At 30.7% G+C, this 19,031-nt stretch carries 20 protein-coding genes, 1 riboswitch and 1 other annotated feature; of the genes, 19 read left to right on the top strand and 1 reads right to left on the bottom strand.

Going from position 1 to position 19,031, the window contains the following annotated elements; genetic code table 11:
- Window positions 1-6: 6 nt before the first annotated feature.
- Window positions 7-885, top strand: coding sequence for a PHP domain-containing protein (locus RR430_RS00610; protein WP_332486326.1), 879 nt, complete (start codon window positions 7-9; stop codon window positions 883-885).
- 29 nt (window positions 886-914) lie between these two features.
- On the top strand, window positions 915-2,030 hold the full coding sequence (locus RR430_RS00615; RefSeq protein WP_332508541.1) for a CapA family protein: 1,116 nt from the start codon (window positions 915-917) through the stop codon (window positions 2,028-2,030).
- On the opposite strand, the gene RR430_RS00620 is transcribed toward RR430_RS00615, so the two are convergent.
- Entirely contained in the window at window positions 2,023-2,586 is a 564-nt protein-coding gene (locus RR430_RS00620) for a folate family ECF transporter S component (RefSeq protein WP_332486324.1), read from the bottom strand. The genes RR430_RS00615 and RR430_RS00620 overlap by 8 nt on opposite strands.
- A gap of 47 nt (window positions 2,587-2,633) precedes the next feature.
- A riboswitch (THF riboswitch) is annotated at window positions 2,634-2,724 on the bottom strand.
- 92 nt (window positions 2,725-2,816) lie between these two features.
- Here RR430_RS00620 and RR430_RS00625 point away from each other — a divergent pair.
- The 17 genes from RR430_RS00625 to pheS all read left to right on the top strand — a co-directional run bounded on the left by RR430_RS00625 (window position 2,817) and on the right by pheS (window position 19,018).
- Window positions 2,817-3,689 carry a peptidase U32 family protein gene (locus tag RR430_RS00625; protein ID WP_332486322.1) on the top strand — a complete coding sequence of 291 codons (873 nt, stop codon included), beginning with the start codon at window positions 2,817-2,819 and terminating at the stop codon, window positions 3,687-3,689.
- 7 nt (window positions 3,690-3,696) lie between these two features.
- Window positions 3,697-4,902, top strand: a complete 1,206-nt coding sequence (locus RR430_RS00630) for a peptidase U32 family protein (protein ID WP_332486320.1) — start codon at window positions 3,697-3,699, stop codon at window positions 4,900-4,902.
- A gap of 1 nt (window position 4,903) precedes the next feature.
- The gene (locus RR430_RS00635; protein WP_332486319.1) at window positions 4,904-5,638 is read left to right on the top strand and encodes an RNA methyltransferase; all 735 of its coding nucleotides are present in this window, start codon (window positions 4,904-4,906) and stop codon (window positions 5,636-5,638) included.
- A gap of 35 nt (window positions 5,639-5,673) precedes the next feature.
- Window positions 5,674-7,377: a hypothetical protein gene (locus RR430_RS00640; protein ID WP_332486318.1), complete on the top strand. Its 1,704-nt coding sequence runs from the start codon at window positions 5,674-5,676 to the stop codon at window positions 7,375-7,377.
- Between the two features lie 121 nt (window positions 7,378-7,498).
- On the top strand, window positions 7,499-8,251 hold the full coding sequence (locus RR430_RS00645; protein WP_332486316.1) for a DUF2087 domain-containing protein: 753 nt from the start codon (window positions 7,499-7,501) through the stop codon (window positions 8,249-8,251).
- A 13-nt stretch (window positions 8,252-8,264) separates the two neighbouring features.
- Complete coding sequence (locus RR430_RS00650) at window positions 8,265-8,993, top strand: TrmH family RNA methyltransferase (RefSeq protein WP_332486315.1); 729 nt, start codon at window positions 8,265-8,267, stop codon at window positions 8,991-8,993.
- Window positions 8,994-9,002: 9 nt separating this feature from the next.
- Complete coding sequence (locus RR430_RS00655) at window positions 9,003-9,326, top strand: TfoX/Sxy family protein (RefSeq protein WP_332486314.1); 324 nt, start codon at window positions 9,003-9,005, stop codon at window positions 9,324-9,326.
- 14 nt (window positions 9,327-9,340) lie between these two features.
- Window positions 9,341-10,603, top strand: a complete 1,263-nt coding sequence (locus tag RR430_RS00660; RefSeq protein ID WP_332486313.1) for an MFS transporter — start codon at window positions 9,341-9,343, stop codon at window positions 10,601-10,603.
- A gap of 82 nt (window positions 10,604-10,685) precedes the next feature.
- Window positions 10,686-10,835 carry a hypothetical protein gene (locus tag RR430_RS00665; protein ID WP_332486312.1) on the top strand — a complete coding sequence of 50 codons (150 nt, stop codon included), beginning with the start codon at window positions 10,686-10,688 and terminating at the stop codon, window positions 10,833-10,835.
- A gap of 13 nt (window positions 10,836-10,848) precedes the next feature.
- Window positions 10,849-11,250 (top strand): DUF5411 family protein, encoded by a 402-nt coding sequence (locus RR430_RS00670; RefSeq protein ID WP_332486310.1) that lies wholly within the window; start codon window positions 10,849-10,851, stop codon window positions 11,248-11,250.
- Window positions 11,247-12,050 carry a Flp pilus assembly protein CpaB gene (gene cpaB, locus RR430_RS00675; RefSeq protein ID WP_332486308.1) on the top strand — a complete coding sequence of 268 codons (804 nt, stop codon included), beginning with the start codon at window positions 11,247-11,249 and terminating at the stop codon, window positions 12,048-12,050. Before RR430_RS00670 ends, cpaB begins: the two co-directional genes overlap by 4 nt.
- The gene (locus tag RR430_RS00680) at window positions 12,043-13,074 is read left to right on the top strand and encodes a CpaF/VirB11 family protein (RefSeq protein WP_332486307.1); all 1,032 of its coding nucleotides are present in this window, start codon (window positions 12,043-12,045) and stop codon (window positions 13,072-13,074) included. Before cpaB ends, RR430_RS00680 begins: the two co-directional genes overlap by 8 nt.
- Window positions 13,071-13,937 (top strand): hypothetical protein, encoded by an 867-nt coding sequence (locus RR430_RS00685; protein ID WP_332486306.1) that lies wholly within the window; start codon window positions 13,071-13,073, stop codon window positions 13,935-13,937. Before RR430_RS00680 ends, RR430_RS00685 begins: the two co-directional genes overlap by 4 nt.
- Before the next feature lie 11 nt (window positions 13,938-13,948).
- Window positions 13,949-14,722 carry a hypothetical protein gene (locus RR430_RS00690; RefSeq protein WP_332486305.1) on the top strand — a complete coding sequence of 258 codons (774 nt, stop codon included), beginning with the start codon at window positions 13,949-13,951 and terminating at the stop codon, window positions 14,720-14,722.
- Window positions 14,719-15,069 (top strand): hypothetical protein, encoded by a 351-nt coding sequence (locus RR430_RS00695; protein WP_332486303.1) that lies wholly within the window; start codon window positions 14,719-14,721, stop codon window positions 15,067-15,069. Before RR430_RS00690 ends, RR430_RS00695 begins: the two co-directional genes overlap by 4 nt.
- Window positions 15,035-17,701 carry a hypothetical protein gene (locus RR430_RS00700; protein ID WP_332486302.1) on the top strand — a complete coding sequence of 889 codons (2,667 nt, stop codon included), beginning with the start codon at window positions 15,035-15,037 and terminating at the stop codon, window positions 17,699-17,701. Before RR430_RS00695 ends, RR430_RS00700 begins: the two co-directional genes overlap by 35 nt.
- 39 nt (window positions 17,702-17,740) lie before the next feature.
- Window positions 17,741-17,944 (top strand) — a binding site (T-box leader).
- A 39-nt stretch (window positions 17,945-17,983) separates the two neighbouring features.
- Window positions 17,984-19,018, top strand: coding sequence for a phenylalanine--tRNA ligase subunit alpha (gene pheS / locus RR430_RS00705; protein WP_332486301.1), 1,035 nt, complete (start codon window positions 17,984-17,986; stop codon window positions 19,016-19,018).
- Window positions 19,019-19,031: the final 13 nt, after the last annotated feature.

The raw sequence follows: 19,031 nt of genomic DNA on the forward strand, positions 1-19,031 counted from the left end.
ATTGAAATGAAGTGTGATTTACATTGTCATACTATTTATAGTTTCGATAGTACGCAAAGTGTTGATGATGTTATAAATCGAGCTAAGAATGCTGGAATAAGCGTATTAGCGATTTGTGATCACAATACTTGTGAGGGATCGATTGAAGCATCTAAACAAAGTGATGTTGAAATAATACCAGCAGTAGAAATAGACTGTTTTTGCGAGGATACGATTATTCATGTTACAGCTTATGGAATGGATGTAGAAAATCAGTATTTTAAAGATTTAAAAACAAAGTATATTAAAGAGTTAGAAAATGCGGGAAGTATCCGTAAAAAATTAATTGAAGAAAAATATGGATGTAAGCTAGATGATGAGAAAATTAAAGCATATACTCATTTTGGGTATCCATACACAAATGTGGAAATAGAAAAAGTATTATTTGAGGATTGTAATCATCCTGCTTTAGAAATATATAAAACAGGAGAAAAAAGTTCAAATCCATTAGCGAATTTTTATTGGGAACATTTAGCTATTGGTAAATGGGGTTATGTTGAAATGAAGTTACCAGATTATAAAGAGGTAATTAAACAAATACATGATTTGAATGGTATATGTATATGTGCACATCCGAAAATTACAATTGCTAGAAATGAGAAACTCATTCAATTGTTGATTGATGAGGGGATTGATGGTTTTGAGGCATATTGTTCATATCATGATAAAGATGATGCGGCATTTTATGAAGACTTATGTAAGTGTAATAATTTATGTATGACTGTTGGTAGTGATTTTCATGGATTAACAAAGCCTAATATTGAATTAGGTGATACGGGTTATCAGGGTGATTGTAGCCAAATTATTATGGACTTGAAAAGAAGAATTAAAGAAATGCAATCATAAATTGTGTATAATAAAATAGAGGTGATAGAATGAAAAATAAAAAAATGGAAAAAGAAATTGTTGCGCTTGTTTTAACAATTATTTTTTGTGTAATCGCCGTAGCAACAGTATTGTTAATACTTATTAATACATTTAATGAAAAACAAAAAGAGGTTGAAATAGAAGAGAATAAACCGCCAGTAGTTTATAACTATAACGCAAGTATATTCTTTGGTGGCAAAGTAGACGCTAGCGATGATTTAATTGCAGAGTATACGATTAATGGAAAAGAAGATTATTATGGGTTACTAGAAAATATAGAACCAGCAATTACTAATAATGATATTGCGTTATTTCAATTAGATGATGTTGTGGTAGATACTTACACAGAGAATGGTGTACCAAAAAGATTTGCAGATCAATTTACTAACATTGGTTTCTCGATGGTATCGCTAGCGAGTCAAGGACAACTAGAACTTGGAGAAAATGCACTTCAAACATCGCATACCTATTGGAATGAACAATCTCTTTATACTGCAGGTAGTAAGGTGAGTGGTGACACTACAACAGAAATTTACGAAAAAAATGGTATTACATTTGGGCTATTGGGTTATACAATGCCAGATAATGTAAAGGAATACACAATTACAAACCCAGGTATTCTTGATGTTTATTCTGATGAATTAGTAACTACTGAGATTCAATCACTACGTAATCAAGTTGATGTAATAATTGTTTATCTTGATTGGAATGATATTGATTCATTTGAAGTATCAAATGAACAACATCGTATTGCAAAGTTATTAGCGGATTCTGGTGCTGATATTATATTGGGTACTAATACAGGTAGCATTCAACCCGTAGAATGGATTGGAAGTACAATTATTTATTATTCATTAGGAAACTTAGTAACTGATGATACAGATTTAGATGACCGTATTGGAATGATTGGCAGTATATACATACAAAAGACAGTAATTGATGGTAAGACAACAATTGAAAAAAGCCAACCTAAAGCTGACTTAGTATATATGAGCGATCATCCATCGAAAGTAATGATGTTAGAAGAGGTAGCTGATTTAGAAAATAAAAATGAACTATACGAGGAGTATAGTTCAGTAATTAAAATGCTAGATGATTCTATTCGTCTGGGTGGAATTAAATAAGTGGAATTTTATTAGAATCTTGTTTGGGTACAAGATTCTTTTTTTGTAGTAGTGGTAAAATTAGTTTAAAGACAATTACTAATAGAATTACTTCTATTGGGAATAGGATTGTATTTTTAATGAAACTAGCAGTTACATAAAACATGAATCCTTTAGAGTAAAGCATACTACTCCACAATGATCCTAATAAAACATTACAGAAGTAGGTTACAATAAATTTAGATGCAAACAGTTTTGCGATTGTAATACGTGTATCGTATAAGAAAACAGCGTAAATAAAGCAATTAAGCATTGCACTTAGTATATAGCCTGGGAAGAATGCACCAAATGGAAAAAGCATAAACCCTATAATATCGGTAATAAATCCACTTGCAAGAGCTGGAATTGGTCCAATGATGCAAGACTCTACAGCGATGACTAAGAAGGTAAATGAGATTCGAAGGTTTTCACCCACTGGAATGAATAAACTGGCCATATCTACCTTGATAACAATGAAGATAGCCATAATGGCAAGATAACGAACATTATTTAGATTTGCTACTGATTTTTTGAACATAAAAAGTCCCCTTTCCTCCACAAAGTGTGATTTAGAAGACTTCAGTTCACAAATGTGGGACGTTAGATGTATCGCAAGTTTCCTTTTCGTCTAATGCTTCCCAAGCATTAGCACTTAACGCACATCTAAGTTATTGTATTAAGGATATAAAGTTGTGGGGTATTTGTCAAGGACTTTGTCTTTATAAACAGCGCAAAATAAGGTAAACTATACAGGGTAAGGTGAGAATTATGGAAATTATTGTAACGGTTGGAAAATTAGAAGAAATAAACATGTTAAAAGAAGCGGGTGCAACTACCTTGATTTTTTGTGATGAATTTCATGGGACAAGAGCACCAGGAAAGTTTTCAAAGGATGAGTTAATATTAGCTTTTGAGAAATCACGTTCATGTGGTTTAAAAACAGCGGTATTTATGAATCGTATTTATACGGATGTGGAGTTGGAATTAGCTAACGAATATTTATTATTTTTAAAAGAGAATAAAGTGGATTTTATCTACTATAATGATCCAGCTATATTTATGTTAGCTAGTTCTTTAGATATGGTTAAGTACTTGGTATATGAACCAGATACATTAATGACAAATTCTAGAGATATGCAATTTATTCTAGATCAAGGAGTACATCATGCGGTATTATCAACTGAAATCACATTGGATGAAATGAAAATGATGATTGAAAATGTTAAAGGTAATACAGAGGCGATTTTATTTGGGTATCTAAATATGTCTTATTCTAAAAGACATTTAATTCAAAACTATTGTGATGAAATAGGAATAAAGAATTCATGCCTTAATAAAATGGATTGTATACTTGTGGAATCTACACGGGATGGACGTATGCCTATCTTAGAAGATGAGCAAGGTACTCATATTTATACTGATTATGTGTTAGATGCATTTGAAGAAGCTAATATTCTTAAAGATTGTGGCTTAAATGCAATTCGAGTAGATAGTATATTTTTAGATATTGATGTCGTGGTTGATGCTTGTAAGATATTGAGTGGTAAAAGTAAGTTAATACGGGAAGAATTTGAACTAAAATATGATATGTATCCTTTTAGTAAGGGTTACATGTATCAAAAGACTAATTTAGTAAAGTAGGTGGCGTATGAATAAAAATATAGAATTACTTGCACCAGCAGGCGATTTAGAGCGTGCTAAAACAGCAATCCGTTTTGGAGCTAATGCAGTTTATCTTGGTGGTAAACGTTTTTCATTACGTTCAAGAGCGTCTAATTTTGAGATAAAAGATATAAAGGAAGCGTGTGATTATGCTAGAGAATATGGTGCTCATATTCATGTAACTATTAATATGATTCCTCATGATGAGGATTTTGATGGTTTAGAAGAGTATGTAAAAGAATTGGAAAGTGCTGGGGTTACAGCAGTTATTGTGGCAAGTCCCACAATAATTCAAACTGTTAAAAAAGTAGCACCAAAACTTGAGGTGCATTTAAGTACTCAAATGTCGACTACTAACCTTCAAGCAATTGAATATTATAAGCGTTTAGGAGTAGATCGAATTGTATTTGCGAGGGAATGTAATCTAGATGAAGTAAAGTATATTTCAACAAATTCATCTATTCCAACAGAGGCATTTATCCATGGTGGGATGTGTGTTAATTATTCTGGACGTTGTACATTAAGTAATGCAATGACACTTAGGGATGCGAATCGTGGGGGTTGTGCACAATCGTGTCGATGGAAATATCATTTATATCAAGGCAATCAAGAACTAAGTATAGAAGACTGTTTATTTTCGATGAGTTCTAAGGATTTAATGGCGGTCGAGTTCATGTATGATTTAATGGATGCCAATGTAGCTTCATTAAAGATAGAGGGTAGAATGAAGTCAGCATATTATATAGCGAGTGTTGTTCATACTTATCGCATGGCTATTGATGAAATTGCTAAAACAGAAAAGCCATTAAGTGCTGAGAGAATCATGTATTATACAAAAGAATTAGCCAAAGCTGAAAACAGACCAACTTCAATAGGTTTCTATCGTGGATTGCCTACAGCAAAAGCACATTTATATGGAGTAAATGGAGCTGGTGTAACGCATGATTTTGTTGGCGTTGTATTAGGTTATAACAAGGATACAGGTGTCGCAAAAGTTCAAGTAAGAAATGTATTTAATATTGGTAGCAATTTGGAAGTATTTGGGCCTCATATTCACAATGAACCATTTGTGATAGATTCTATCGTTAATAGCGATGGTGATTTAATTGAAGTTGCAAATCAGCCTATGTCGGTAGTTGATGTTAAGATTCCATTTGTTGTTGAAGCGCAGGACCTAATTAGGAGAAGATAAGATGATAATAGAAGGCTCATTGAGTGTAAAAGCAGTATTACTTGCTAAAAATAGAATAATAGAAAAGATTATCATTGATGATAAAAAGAAAGATAAAGATATTGGATTTATTATAGCAAAAGCACATGAATATAATGTCGTAGTTGAACGTTTAGATCGGGATAAGATAGATGAACTTGCAAGTGGTAAAACCCATGGAGGTGTACTAGCAATAGCACAAGCTAGAAATTATCAAACATTAGATAATTGTCTAGAAGGTAATCCATTTATTTGTGTGTTAGAAGGGGTAGAAGATCCCTTTAACTTGGGATATGCCCTTAGAACATTATATAGTGCTGGTTGCACAGGTGTTTTATTGCCTAATAGGGATTGGTCTCATAGTGAAACAACTATTCTGAAGTCAAGTGCGGGTGCAAGCGAATATATCCCATTAATATTAAGCGATGATTTAGCAACCGATATTCAAGCATGTAAAGATAGGTTTGGCTGTAAGGCATTTGCGGCAATGCGTAAAGATGCCTTGACTTACTTTGAACACTCTTATAAAGAACCTATTTTAATTGCAATTGGCGGTGAAATGAGGGGTTTGAGTAAGCGTGTTTTAGAAATTGTTGAGCATAATATATATATTCCATATGCAAATGATTTTAGGAATGCTTTGAATGCTTCAAGCGCTGTAGCAGCAATTAGTTTTGAAATTGTTAGACAAAGAAATTACAGTAGTTCTAACGATTAGGTCGTGATATAATATACCGAAATGGAGGATATCTTATGAAAGAAGCTTTTTATTTAAAAAACAATCTTGCAATCGTAAACTATACAACTAAGTATTGTAAATCAGGTAGTGAATTAATCTCATCAGAAGGATTTGATCAATTCTTAAATGCTTATTTACAGTTCTTAATGAAAGATAATCAGGACTTATATTTGTGGTTAACTAACAATGCCTCAGAAGAAGAAGTTAAAACTGAATTAATTCGATTAGCTAAAATATTATTAGTGTTAAGTATTGATGAAATAAATCATCCAGCTCTTAATCATCCAGCACGTTTACTAGAAGTTATTGAATCTATGTATCAATTTTGGCGTAGAATGCAACGTATTTCTATTGTTTATTCTAAACATGATGAAGGGTTACAATTAGCAAACTTTATTGATGCAGATAACTCATTTAATAGTTTAGTATTGAGTGTGTATCGTAGAGTTCAACAAAAAGTACAAGGTTCTAATAACCGTGTGTTCCGTCAATTACAAGCGGGTACTAATGCTAGTATGATGTTATGTACATGTGAATGGAATATGCCGGATACTTATAAAGAACTAGCTAAAACACCATTTGTTCATACATTGATGTTAAGAACACCGTTAATTATTCATCCTAAATCTAATAAACGTACAGGTACATTTACTGAGGTATTTGATAATCCTATACAAGACTTCAAAGACAACAATGAAGACTGGGTATGTTTCCCATGTAAAGTTGGATCTTTATTGACATTTATTTATTTCCATCGTGATTTCTCTGCAAGTGCTATTTCACTAGCAAACTTGTTTGAACTTGCTTCGCAAGAAGAATGTATTGGTAAAAAACCAGATTGTATTATGATTTTTGGTAATGAAGATGGTAAACAAGATACAACATTCTATCATGATAAAGAAAATGGTATTTGGGTAGGTAAAGTATCATATGAAGAAAAGATTGAATACTTTGGATATCTTAAGAAAATGGCATTAACTCTACATAACTTAGCAATGATTGAAAAAGATTGGTTACCAATCCATGGTGCTATGATCAATCTACATCTTAAAGATGGTACTAAAAAAGGTATTATGTTTATGGGAGATTCAGGAGCTGGTAAATCAGAAACTATTGAAGCATTAACTACTTTAGCTAAACAAGAAATTGACTATCAAGAAGTAGTATTTGATGATATGGGTACACTACATATAGATAGAGATGGAAAGATTGTTGCGCAAGGAACTGAAATTGGAGCGTTTGTAAGACTAGATGATTTGGATCGTGGTTCGGCATATAAAGATATGGACCGTTCGATTTTCTTTAATCCAGAAAGTTCAAATTCAAGAGTTGTAATTCCTGCAGCGCCTTATAGTGTAGTAACAACGAATCAAACTGTTGATGTATTTATGTATGCAAATAACTATACTGACAATAGAGGTTTAAGAATTGTTGATAATCAAGAAGAAGCTAAACAAATATTTGTAGAAGGTAAACGTTTTGCATTAGGAACTACTCAAGAAAAAGGTTTATCTACAACTTTCTTTGCAAATCCATTTGGACCAATGCAAAAGCAAGAACAATGCATGGTTCTAATTGATAAGATGTTTGATGAATTATATAAACAAAATATTCAAGTTGGTGAAATTTATACTTGTTTAGGTCTACCTGATAAAGGTGATCATGGTATTGATGAAGCAGCAAAAGCATTGCTAAAACTTGTAAAGCAAACTAAATAACATGAAGTCCTCGTAAAGAGGGCTTTTTTGTTGGATAGTCTATATACAAACAAAATAAACAATTGTTTGTATATATTTGTTATATGAGATAATATGTTTATATAAATAGGAGATAAAGTGCATGAGAATATCAGATGCGACAATCGATGAAATTCAAAAAGGATATGTTCAAAAAGATGATTTTTATCAATGCTTATTTTGTGATGAGAAGTTTGAATGTGGAAAAATATATCAAATCAATGATGAGTGCTTTGATGCCTATGGTGCAATGAAAAGGCATATTAAAGATAAACATGGCTCTTCTTGCGATTGCCTATTCAGTCAAAATGCATTAACGTTTGGATTATCTGAAGGCCAAATGAAAGTGTTAAAGGGTATATGGCTTGGAAAAGATGATAAGGAAATTGCCACAGAATTAAAAATATCACCATCTACTGTTCGTAACTATAAATTTAAGTTTAGAGAAAAGTATCGTCAAGCGAAAGTGTTTATGGCATTATTTGATGAGATACAAACTAAAATTGAAAATCCAGTACAACAAGAATACCCAGTAATTCATGATTCTTCAACAATGATTGATGATCGCTACAATACTACGGATGAAGAGTGTAAAATAATTAAGGAAACATATTTTAATACTGATGGAACACTAAAGAGTTTACCAAGTAAACAAAAAAAGAAATTAGTTTTACTTCAAGAGATATCTAAACAATTTACTAGTGGCAAAGATTATAGTGAAAAAGAAGTAAATGAAATACTTAAGAAAATATTTGATGACTTTGTAACATTACGCAGAGATTTAATTGAATATGGATTTTTGGTTAGATCAAATGATGGTAAAATATATAGAATAAAAACAAAGAAAGTAATATAAAGGGGATTTAAACATGATAATTCAATCTGTTCAAAATGATAGAGTAAAACAATGGGTAAAACTACATCAAAAAAGAGGTAGAGATGAAGCGCAACAATTTTTAATTGAGGGTGAACATCTAATACAAGAAGCATTAAAAGAAAATTGTGTAGACTGCCTGTTGATTGAAGAGGGATGTGCATCGCCATTTGATTTTAAAGAAACGATAGAATGTTCAAAAAATGTTCTTGATAAAATTAGTCAAAATGTTTCTGGTTCAAAATATATTGCGGTATGTCATTTTATTAAAGCAGAACCAATTGAAACAAAACGTGTAATTGTTTTAGATGGGATACAAGATCCAGGTAACTTAGGTACAATAATACGTACTGCTTATTCATTTAATTTTGATTGTGTTTATTGTTCGATGGATTGTGTAGATTTATATAATGATAAAACCATTCGATCAACGCAAGGAGCATTTTTTCATATTCCAGTAATTAGAAAAGATATAATCGCTTGTTGCGATGATTTAAAGAAAGATGAATTTAAAATATTTGGGACATCATTGGATAACGCAATACCATTCTCTGATGCCGAATTATTTGATAGAGTAGCATTGGTGTTTGGAAATGAAGGACAAGGAATTAGTTCAAGTGTATTAGCTAAAACTGATAAGAATTTTAAAATAGAAATTAATGAATTTGATTCATTAAATGTCGCTATTGCTGCGGGCATTTGTATGTATCGCTATAGAAAGTAAGGGTAAAAAATGGCAACGTCAATAGATTTTATTGAGTATGTATGTGATCAAATACGTGGAACAGGGGATATTAGATATAAAAAAATGTTTGGTGAATATATGGTATATGTAAACAACAAACCAGTTTTACTTGTATGTGACAATACAGTATATGTTAAAAAACATGATTGTTTGGCTAATGTTATGAGTGATGCATCAGTGGGTATTCCTTATAATGGTGCTAAGGAGCAATATATTTTAAATATCGATAATGGCGATTTTAGTAGAGAAATTATAGATATCATCGTACCAATTACACCATTACCAAAACCAAAAGTAAGGAAAGTAAAATAGAAAGAGGTGAGCATATGGAGAAAAGAGGCTATCATAATCTAATAAAAAACAAGTCATACGTGATTTATATGCTTGCAAATATTATTAATCGATTTGGAGATGCAATAGATAGCATTGCATTTACGTGGATTGTGTACGCTATTACAGGGAATGCATTTTGGTCTGCGTTAATATTTGGAATTAACAGATTGCCTACTATTTTCTTGCAACCATTTTTTGGGGTTTTAGCTGATAAGGTAAATAAGAAACTATTAGTAATAGCTACTGATTGTATTCGTGGTGTTTGTGTTTTGTATATTGCCTTAGGAGTTATGGGTAGTTGGTTAACAGAATGGCACTTACTATTTGTGACATTAATTATCTCGACAGCAGAAGCATTTAGGATGCCTGCATCATCAACAATGATTCCGCAACTACTAGATATAGAAGATTATGATTATGGAATATCGTTGAATCATGGATTAAGTAGTACGGTAGAATTAATTGGTATTGGTAGCGCAGGAGTTATCATAGGTTTATTTGGTGTTGAAAATGCAATTTTAGTTGATATGGCCACTTTCTTTATTTGCGCTTTTCTAATAATGTTTATAAAGCTTAAACCAATTGAAAAACAAGAAAAAGCAAATGAATCATATTTTACACAGCTTACAAATGGTTTCAAGTTTTTAAAAGGTAGTCCAATCATTTTATACTTTATGACCATATCTCTATTACTGAATGCTTTGACTTCACCTTATAACTCATTACAAGCCCCACTTGTAAGTGAAATACTTAAATCAAATGAAATTATGTTGTCGGTACTTGGAGGAAGTTTATCATTGGGTGGTATTGTTGGGTCATTGATATATCCTAAGGTTAGGCAAAAAGTATCAAGTCACGAGTTTATTATTCAAGCAGGATATTCGCTTATATTAATATATTTATATCCGTTATTAATTGGTAATTTTATTACTATAGAATGGATGAAATACATATTAATATTTGTGGGAGGTGTAATCGCAGGGTTACAAATAGGTCTTGTTAACACTTATATTGGTGTAACAATGATGAAGATTATTAAGAAAGAATATTTGGGAAGAGTAAATGCAATCATAAATGCATCTGCAGTAGCGGCAATGCCTATATCAGCATTTATTACGAGCATCTTAGTGTTATATATTTCTACTCAAGCAATCTTTATAATTTCAATTCTACTAGGAGTACTAGTACTGGTTACGGTGTGTAGTAAAAAATTCTTTAATAAGATGGTAAATGAAAATAAATTAGATGAAACTTAACAAGAAATTGTTAAGTTTTTTTTAGGACTTAATGCTCTTTTTGCGTATCAATAAATGAGCCATTCTAGAAAGGAGTACAGAAATGAAAGAGATACTACAAGAGTACGGAGGATTTATTTTATCAATTGTATTAATAGGAGCATTAATCCTAAATCTAAAAAGTGGTTTTGTTGGAAAAATTAATGAAAATATAACAACACAATTAGATAAAATCGCAACAATCGGTGAGTAAGGGGTGAAACTTTATGGGTGGAGCTATTAAGATATACGGAATTATTATCTTTGGAAGTATAGTGCTGTTTCTATTGGTTAATTTTAACAATAGAATATTTTTAGAAGATGATATTTTTGAAAGTACACGATCAACACAAATTTCTGTAATTCAAGATAGTTTAAATCTTGGTGAATTATTTGTGGATCATAATTACTCTATACATACGCAAGAAGCGATGAGTAATTGGATAAAACAATTTGATGAAAACAGAAATAATAAATTGCATTATGTAATTGATTTTGTAGGTATTCATGAAACTCCACCAGCAATTGCAGTAAGAGTTCGAGGCTATTCATCGCTTAATTTAAGCGATGAGAGTCTTGAACTAGATTATACAAATCTAGTTTTAATTGAAGAAAGAGGACATCAATGAAAAAGAAAAATGAAAAGAATTATATTCATCGACATAAATTATTGGTAAGTTTATTACTAACAATTGTCTTGGGGATATTATGTATGGCATCTTACCAACAAACAATTAATGATGTAAGTGAACTGGTTCTTATTCCTGTATCTTCAAAAGCTTTGGGATCTCGAACGATTATTACGGAAGATGATATTCAAATGATAGAAGTACCTAAATGTGTTACGTTTGATAATGTTATTTTGGATAAAACAGAACTTATAGGAAAATATGTACAACCATATCAATCTATTGCACAAAATTCATTGTTTTATAGTGAATTAATTGCGGATAGAGAAAATATGAATGATGCTAATTTGTTTTCGTTGCAAGAAGGTGAAGTAGCGATTTCTATTGATGTAGATATGAAGACATCTTATGCAAATTCAATTTTAGTTGGACATATGATTGATTTATATTTTTTAGGTAAAGTGAATATGAATCAGTCAACTTCAACACAAGCCATTGTTCATGGTGAGATAGTAAAAAATGCTAGAGTAATTGCAGTTAAGGATAAAGATGGTAATTCAATTGAAAGTGATACTGCAACAGAATCTAATGTTTTAGTTGTAGCACTTACAAAAGAAGATGCACATTTAGTTGGCGTTGCTAAAGCGATGGGAACAGTTACGCCAGTAATTTCTTATGACAATATAAGTCAAAAAGAGGGCAGTGATTACTTTGATTTATACAAGATTAAAAATATTATTCTAGGAAATTCTTTAGATGTAACGCTAATTCCATTAAATGAGGAGGAGCAAAATGAATAATCGTTGTTTTGATGAAGTTGATTTTGGATGCCTTCAAAAATTATTGGAAGAAGATGAAGTTACCGATGTGGCATGTAAGAATGGTAATGAAGTGTGGGTAACATCAAATTCTAAAGGGCATTATCGAACACCTCTAATGATTCAAGAAACAGAAGTAGAAAGAATAGCAAACCAAATAGCTAATAAAATGCAAAAAGAATTCAACCCTGCTAATCCAAGTTTAGAAGGTGATATTCAAAAGAATGATAATGACTATCGAGTAGGGTGTGTTCATTCACATCTTTCATTGGAAGGTACAACACTTGTAATACGTAAGGTAAGAAAAAAGTCATTTCTAACTTATGAGAAATTAGTAAATGACGGAACAATTAGTAAGAAAGGATTAGACTTATTAATACTAGCTGTTAAAGGAAAAGCAAATATTTTAGTTATAGGTGAGACAGGATCAGGAAAGACGGAGTTACTTAAATTTTTTATTCCATTTATTCCTAAAAATGAGGTAATCGTGACAATCGAAGATTCTATGGAATTTAATGTTAAAAGCATTGCTCCATATTTATCATGTACAGCATTTAGGATAAGACCTAATTTTTCATACTCTACAATAATTTCTATGGCATTACGGTTAAATGTACAAAGAATATTATTGCAAGAAGCAAGAGGTGACGAAGTAAGAGATTTAATTGATGCCATATCTACAGGACATACTGTAATGACTACGATGCACGCTAAATCGGCTGATAACGTACCATCAAGAATATGTCAAATGATTAAAAATGATACTGAATCATATGATTCTTTAAAGAAAAGAGTATATGCCTTATTTGATTTGGTTATTCATATGGAAAAAATAGAAACTAAAAATGGAATAGTTAGAAAAGTAAAAGCGATTCATGAATTTTGTTATGAAGCTATGCAAGATAAATGTCATTTAGTGGAAATATATGGTAATGATAAGTTGAAAAATCCATTATCAATTGAATTATCAAATCAAATTAGAAAATGTGTTGAGGAGTTAAGATGAAGATAGTATTTATTGTTTATTGGATATCTTTATACTTAATCAATAATGAAATTCAACATGATAAGGTAAAAAATACCCTGGAAATAGAATTAATAAATAAGATTAATTCTTTTACATATATTGGCATTAATAATAAATTAAAAGATTTAGGACTTGAATATACATTGGTTAATTATGGAAAACATGCGTTGTTACTAGTAATTTGCTTGGGATTTATTTGTTATATGACAATAAAACGACTAGATGTAACGTTATTGATTACTACGGTATATACGATTTGTTTACCTTATTTAATCTATTTTCAAAAACTACAAAAATATAAAGAAAAGCTTTTATCAAATATATTTATATACTCTGAATCTTTGTTAATGTATTTAAGAGAAGATAAAACTGTCGTTGATATATTAAGAGATGTTGAGGATAGTGTAGATAATCCTTTAAAAAATGACTTAATAGAAGTTAATAACTATATAAACAAGACAACTGATATAGTAAATGGATTGAAAATTATGGAAGATAAATATAATTATTCTATTGTTATAAATGCTCATATAATTCTTAAGCACAAAGTAATAGAGGGTATTGTTAATAACGATTTAATTGACTATCTTTATACGAATATAGAGAATTATGAATTAAGTTTTCAAGAATGTTTAGCAAAAAGAAAATCGAATAATTTTTTGTTTTATTTAATTATTGTTTTAAATGCTTTTGGTGTTTTAAGTTTAACTAATTTTATAAATGTTCAGAGTAATCAACAATCGATGACTATGATATTAGTGCTTATTCTTTTTTATATATTAAATTTATGCACTATTTTATTTTATGAGAAATGGTGCTTTAAATCACTATCAATAGAATGAGAGGTATTATTATGTTTTATCCATGTTTTATATTATTTTGGGTATGTTTAATTTATATTTGGATTTTTGATAAAGAACGATTTAATAAAGATTATTCAGCGCTTTTAAACTTTTTTGTGGAACCTGATTATTCATTTTATCTAGAACATTTGGATAAAGATATAAAAAAAGAAATTCATAAAAGAATTAAGTTAACGATTGTATTCTTTAGTTTACTTACATTTTTATTTATTGATAAACTATCAATTAAGTTATTGCTTGTTAATATATTGATTTCTATTATGGTGTACAAGTTACAATATGTATTGTGTAAGAAAAAATATGAGAAAACATTAATGGAAGCTGATAGTAGGTTTCCATATTACTTAAATAATCTATGCATTTTAATACAAAGTAATGCTGTTCCTATTGCATTGCTTAAATCATTAGATAGTGCTCCTGAAATCTTTAAAAAAGATATTGAAGAGCTGGTACAAGATTTACACATTGGTGATAAAAAGGGATTGGTACCATATTTGGATTTTTATTGCAAATTTCCTCAAGTCAAAGATTTAAATAGAGTAGTGAAGACTTTATATAATATATCAATTGCATCTTCGCAAAAAAATAAAATGATTTTGTCTTTAACTAAGTTAACAAATGAAAAAGTAAATCATGCAAGGCAAGATAAATTTGATAAAGTACTGGATACACAAGCGTTAATTCCTTGGATCAGTTTCATTTGGGTAGGAATTGTTTTAATTACTTCGTTCAGTGCAATAAATATAGGAGATATCTTATCATGAAGGCGAGTGTTCAAATGTATGGGATTATTGTTACATTTGCAGTATTCATCTTTTTATTTCCTCAATTAATGGGTATTGCGGTACTATATCGCCAATGTAATTCGCTAGCTTCGTATTTGATTGAAATTATTGAAGTACATGAAGGTATTAATGCTGATAATGGTGCAAGTAAAATGATAAGTGATACATTAGAAAAGTATCCTAGTGTAGTTTGTAAAACTGAGAAAGCAGTTATGGATGATTTTTTTGTATACAATGTTCAATGTAGTAAAGAAGTAAAGATATCTATAGTAAATATTCCAGTAGAAATACGTGCATCTAAAAAGACAAGGAGGGTTATTTATTAAAAGACTATGTGTTATTTTTCTGTTGTTAGTAAGTATACCTATTGTTTTAAAAGTTGATGCAACATCAAGTTGTGTAGAAATTACATACTATGCTAAAAAAGAATGGGTAGATTACTTTGATTTCATAGATACAGAGTTTAATGTAGATGATAAAATAATCGTTAATTCTAAAGCGGTATCGTTTAAAAGAAATGTATTTGGTACTTTAGCATTTCCTCAAACAGTACATCATGCATCGTTTGATGGAACAAGTAGTTTTACAACGACGGTAGATAAAAATATAAAAGATCCCAATTTTTTTCACCTTGAATTTGGTAAATCAATTAGAATAGGTAAGATAAAATTTAAAATAGAAGCTAAAAATAAAATAACAGGTGAGAATGTAAACAAAAAAGTATATATTAATGGACAACCTAAATACGATGATAGTGGAACAGTAATCTTGAATGGATATCCTATATATGAAAGTGATGATAACGATTTTATAACGATTGATTTGAAATACCAAGATGTTACAGATATCGAAATATTGTTTGATCAAAATGATGAAAATGAGTATACTTTACATTATTTTCAAATTATTGATTACAAGGTGTATGAAACTGTTGGGTGGACAAGGGATGTAATCGATGGTGTTGAAACAAGAACAATCATTGGGTGTAGTGGCGATGGCAAATATGAAAGTGATGGTACTAAGATATGGGTTAAGGAAGCAACTACTTTGTTTAGTCCATCAGTTTCATTGGTTAGTGACTATGTACCAATTCTTGAAGAACAGGCGACTGAGTATGACTGGGGAAGAGGTACGAATATATCGCCGTATGCTATTCCTACCATAATCAAGAATATGGGTGGTAATGCTACATATATTAGAGGTTTTACTAAGTTGGGTATAGTGCCATATATTACCTATGAATCCTTTGGAAGAGGATTAAAAGCGTTTCCTTATATCATGATTGATGATAAAAGAGGTGTTCAATATGTAGCATCTGCGAATTATTGGTCTCCCAATATAGAAGCTGGTTATTTGAAGGTTAGTTCTAATAATAGAGATTGGTGTTACCACGTAATTGGAAGCTATACAACACCCTGTTACAAGCATGTAGGACATTCTGCGAATACAAGGTGGAATAGTTATGATGTTAATATTCGAACATATACAAATTTAACTGATCCTAAATTTAGAGTATTGAGTAAAACTGAATATTATTTAGTTAATGAAGATACAAAAGAAGAAACATTTTTAAAAGAAGGTATTGATGAGGTGCAAACCTTTGCGTTTACAAATACAGGGCGTTGGAGAATCAAAGCGTTACTATATGATCTTGCGAATAATGTTGGTACTAAGATATCGAATTTATTTCTAATTGATAAAGAAAAACCAAATGCATCATTTAGTATCAAAGAAAACGAAGGGAAACCAACGGAGGTAACTATTGCGCCTAGTGACAAACATTCAGGAGTTAAAAGGTGGAAAATAGAATTATCAACTGATGCTGGAGTAACCTTTAATAAATATAGTGATTGGTTAACACAAGACAGTGAGAAACTCTTATTAAATTCTGGTGAGTATCAAATTAAAGTAGATGTAGAAGATAATGCTGGTAATATAAATACGATAACTTCAAATGTGATCTCAGTTCAATTATCAAAAGCAGTTATTAATTCAGTTATTGTTCCTAGTTATGATTTAAATGTGAACACACCGATATATATGGTTATTGAGTGTATAGGATGTGAAACAGCAAATAAGGAGATTGGAATATATTACCATTCAAAGCTTTTATCTAAACATAAATTAGATAAACAAATTAACAAAATACAAACAAGTTTTAATCCCAATGATATCGGTAGTTTAGAATTATCATTTCAAATACAGAATGAAACAGTTACATTAAAAGTTATGGAAAAAACTAGAGAATTTAAAGAATCTGATAAAGGCTACTTGGAGTTTGATGCTATTGTAGCAAGTGCTATTGATTCAAGTTTATCATCACGAGTGTATAATGAAAAACTTATCTTATCACTTCATCAAGATAAAAAAGAAATTATGAGTGGTGAAGGAATTGATTTAAAAGTAAATACACAATATCAGAATGAATGTAGTGTGATTCAGGACTTTGAGTGTAAGAGTGGAATTATTAATGATATTGGAGAGTTGAATACTCAACTTAATACAGGACAATCAACAATGACCTTTAAAGAAGGAGCTTCATTAGCTAGTAATATTTATTTAGTTGGTAGTGATTATGTTGTGCCAGTAACATTTAATAATAATAGTTTTCTATTACCTCGAGTATATTTAGATAAGAAAACAGGAATAACGTATGTAGATAGTGATGTATCGAGGTTGGATGGGGGTAATAAATGGTATAGTAATCCGCGTGGTGAATGCCAAGAGTATCCAATAGTTGTTAATGGTAATGATATTGGATTCAATCGTTTTGCATATCGTTTGAGTAGTAAATATGCAATTACACATCATTATTATGATGATTTCAGAATTCATTTTTCTGAACCTAAAGATCCATTTAAAAATGGATTACCTAAGAGTTGGGAAGGAAAAGTAAATTGGTTTAATGATTTAGATTTAACTAATCCAATTAAGCAAGTGATTCTTGATAAGAAATAGTCGTTGCAAAAAAGCCGTGAATTTACTATAATAACAAGTGTTAAAGCGTACTAAAGGATTAGTAGTAAGAAACAAATTGCTTAGAGAGAGTGATGAATGGTGAAATTCACTTGCAAGGCGACTTATGAATTCACCTTTATAGTGAGATTAATCATCTCCGGGGTTTCCCGTTATCAAGGATTAAGGTGTATCTCAATTTTTTGAGGTAAATCAGGATGGTACCGCGAGTTAATCGTTCCTGTTATGGGAGCGATTTTTTTTATTTGAAAAAGGAGAAATGATATGGAAAAAGTTCAATTAGTTCAAGAAGAAGCACTTAAGCAAATAGAAACATGTGCAACGATGGAAGAACTACAACAAGTTAAGGTTACTTACTTAGGGAAAAAAGGACCTGTTCAAGAATTAATGGCATTGATGAAAGATTTAAGTGCTGAGGAAAAACCTGCATTTGGACAAGAAGTTAATGTTTGTAAACAAACAATTGCAAAAGCAGTAGATGAAAAGCAACAAATATTAGAAGTAAGTGCATTATCATCAAAACTTGAAAAAGAAAAGATTGATATTACTCTTCCAGGTTATGAGCCTACATTAGGTACATTACACCCGTTAACAATGATTTCCCAAGAAATTGAAGATTTATTTGTTGGGATGGGTTATGACGTATCTGAGGGTCCTGAAGTTGAACTTGATTCATATAACTTTGAACGTGCTAATATTCCAGCTGATCATCCAGCAAGAGATATGCAAGATACATTTTATATTAACGCTGAAGAATTATTGCGTACACATACTACTGCGATACAAACAAGGGAACTTGAAAAAGCTAATGGTAAATTACCGGTAAAAGTAATTTGTCCTGGTAAGGTATATCGTAGAGATGATGATGATGCAACTCACTCTCATCAATTTACTCAATGTGAAGGATTAGTAGTAGGTGAAAATATTACCTTAGCTGATTTGAAGGGCACATTAAAACTTATGGCTGATGCAATGTTTGGAGAAGGAAGAGTTATTCGTTTTAGACCTTCATATTTCCAATTTACAGAACCATCAGTAGAAGTAGATGTAACTTGTCATATTTGTGGTGGTAAAGGATGTTCAGTTTGTAAAGGAACTGGATGGATTGAAATTCTTGGAGCTGGTATGGTACATCCTAATGTACTTGAAATGGCAGGATTTGATAGTAAAAAAAGTAGTGGTTTTGCGTTTGGTGCAGGTATTGAACGTATTGCCATGCTTAAATATGGTGTAGATGATATTCGTAACTTCTATATCAATGATGTGCGTTTCTTAAAAACGTTTAATCGTTTTGATTAATTAGGGGAGGAAA

The organism is Anaerorhabdus sp. (assembly GCF_036641015.1).
Classification (GTDB): Bacteria; Bacillota_I; Bacilli_A; order Erysipelotrichales; family Erysipelotrichaceae; genus Anaerorhabdus.

Coding starts and splice junctions, on each gene's coding strand:
- RR430_RS00610 (WP_332486326.1), top strand. CDS start 7: ATGAAGTGTGATTTACATTGTCATACTATTTATAGTTTCGATAGTACG.
- RR430_RS00615 (WP_332508541.1), top strand. CDS start 915: ATGAAAAATAAAAAAATGGAAAAAGAAATTGTTGCGCTTGTTTTAACA.
- RR430_RS00620 (WP_332486324.1), bottom strand. CDS start 2,586: ATGTTCAAAAAATCAGTAGCAAATCTAAATAATGTTCGTTATCTTGCC.
- RR430_RS00625 (WP_332486322.1), top strand. CDS start 2,817: ATGGAAATTATTGTAACGGTTGGAAAATTAGAAGAAATAAACATGTTA.
- RR430_RS00630 (WP_332486320.1), top strand. CDS start 3,697: ATGAATAAAAATATAGAATTACTTGCACCAGCAGGCGATTTAGAGCGT.
- RR430_RS00635 (WP_332486319.1), top strand. CDS start 4,904: ATGATAATAGAAGGCTCATTGAGTGTAAAAGCAGTATTACTTGCTAAA.
- RR430_RS00640 (WP_332486318.1), top strand. CDS start 5,674: ATGAAAGAAGCTTTTTATTTAAAAAACAATCTTGCAATCGTAAACTAT.
- RR430_RS00645 (WP_332486316.1), top strand. CDS start 7,499: ATGAGAATATCAGATGCGACAATCGATGAAATTCAAAAAGGATATGTT.
- RR430_RS00650 (WP_332486315.1), top strand. CDS start 8,265: ATGATAATTCAATCTGTTCAAAATGATAGAGTAAAACAATGGGTAAAA.
- RR430_RS00655 (WP_332486314.1), top strand. CDS start 9,003: ATGGCAACGTCAATAGATTTTATTGAGTATGTATGTGATCAAATACGT.
- RR430_RS00660 (WP_332486313.1), top strand. CDS start 9,341: ATGGAGAAAAGAGGCTATCATAATCTAATAAAAAACAAGTCATACGTG.
- RR430_RS00665 (WP_332486312.1), top strand. CDS start 10,686: ATGAAAGAGATACTACAAGAGTACGGAGGATTTATTTTATCAATTGTA.
- RR430_RS00670 (WP_332486310.1), top strand. CDS start 10,849: ATGGGTGGAGCTATTAAGATATACGGAATTATTATCTTTGGAAGTATA.
- cpaB (WP_332486308.1), top strand. CDS start 11,247: ATGAAAAAGAAAAATGAAAAGAATTATATTCATCGACATAAATTATTG.
- RR430_RS00680 (WP_332486307.1), top strand. CDS start 12,043: ATGAATAATCGTTGTTTTGATGAAGTTGATTTTGGATGCCTTCAAAAA.
- RR430_RS00685 (WP_332486306.1), top strand. CDS start 13,071: ATGAAGATAGTATTTATTGTTTATTGGATATCTTTATACTTAATCAAT.
- RR430_RS00690 (WP_332486305.1), top strand. CDS start 13,949: ATGTTTTATCCATGTTTTATATTATTTTGGGTATGTTTAATTTATATT.
- RR430_RS00695 (WP_332486303.1), top strand. CDS start 14,719: ATGAAGGCGAGTGTTCAAATGTATGGGATTATTGTTACATTTGCAGTA.
- pheS (WP_332486301.1), top strand. CDS start 17,984: ATGGAAAAAGTTCAATTAGTTCAAGAAGAAGCACTTAAGCAAATAGAA.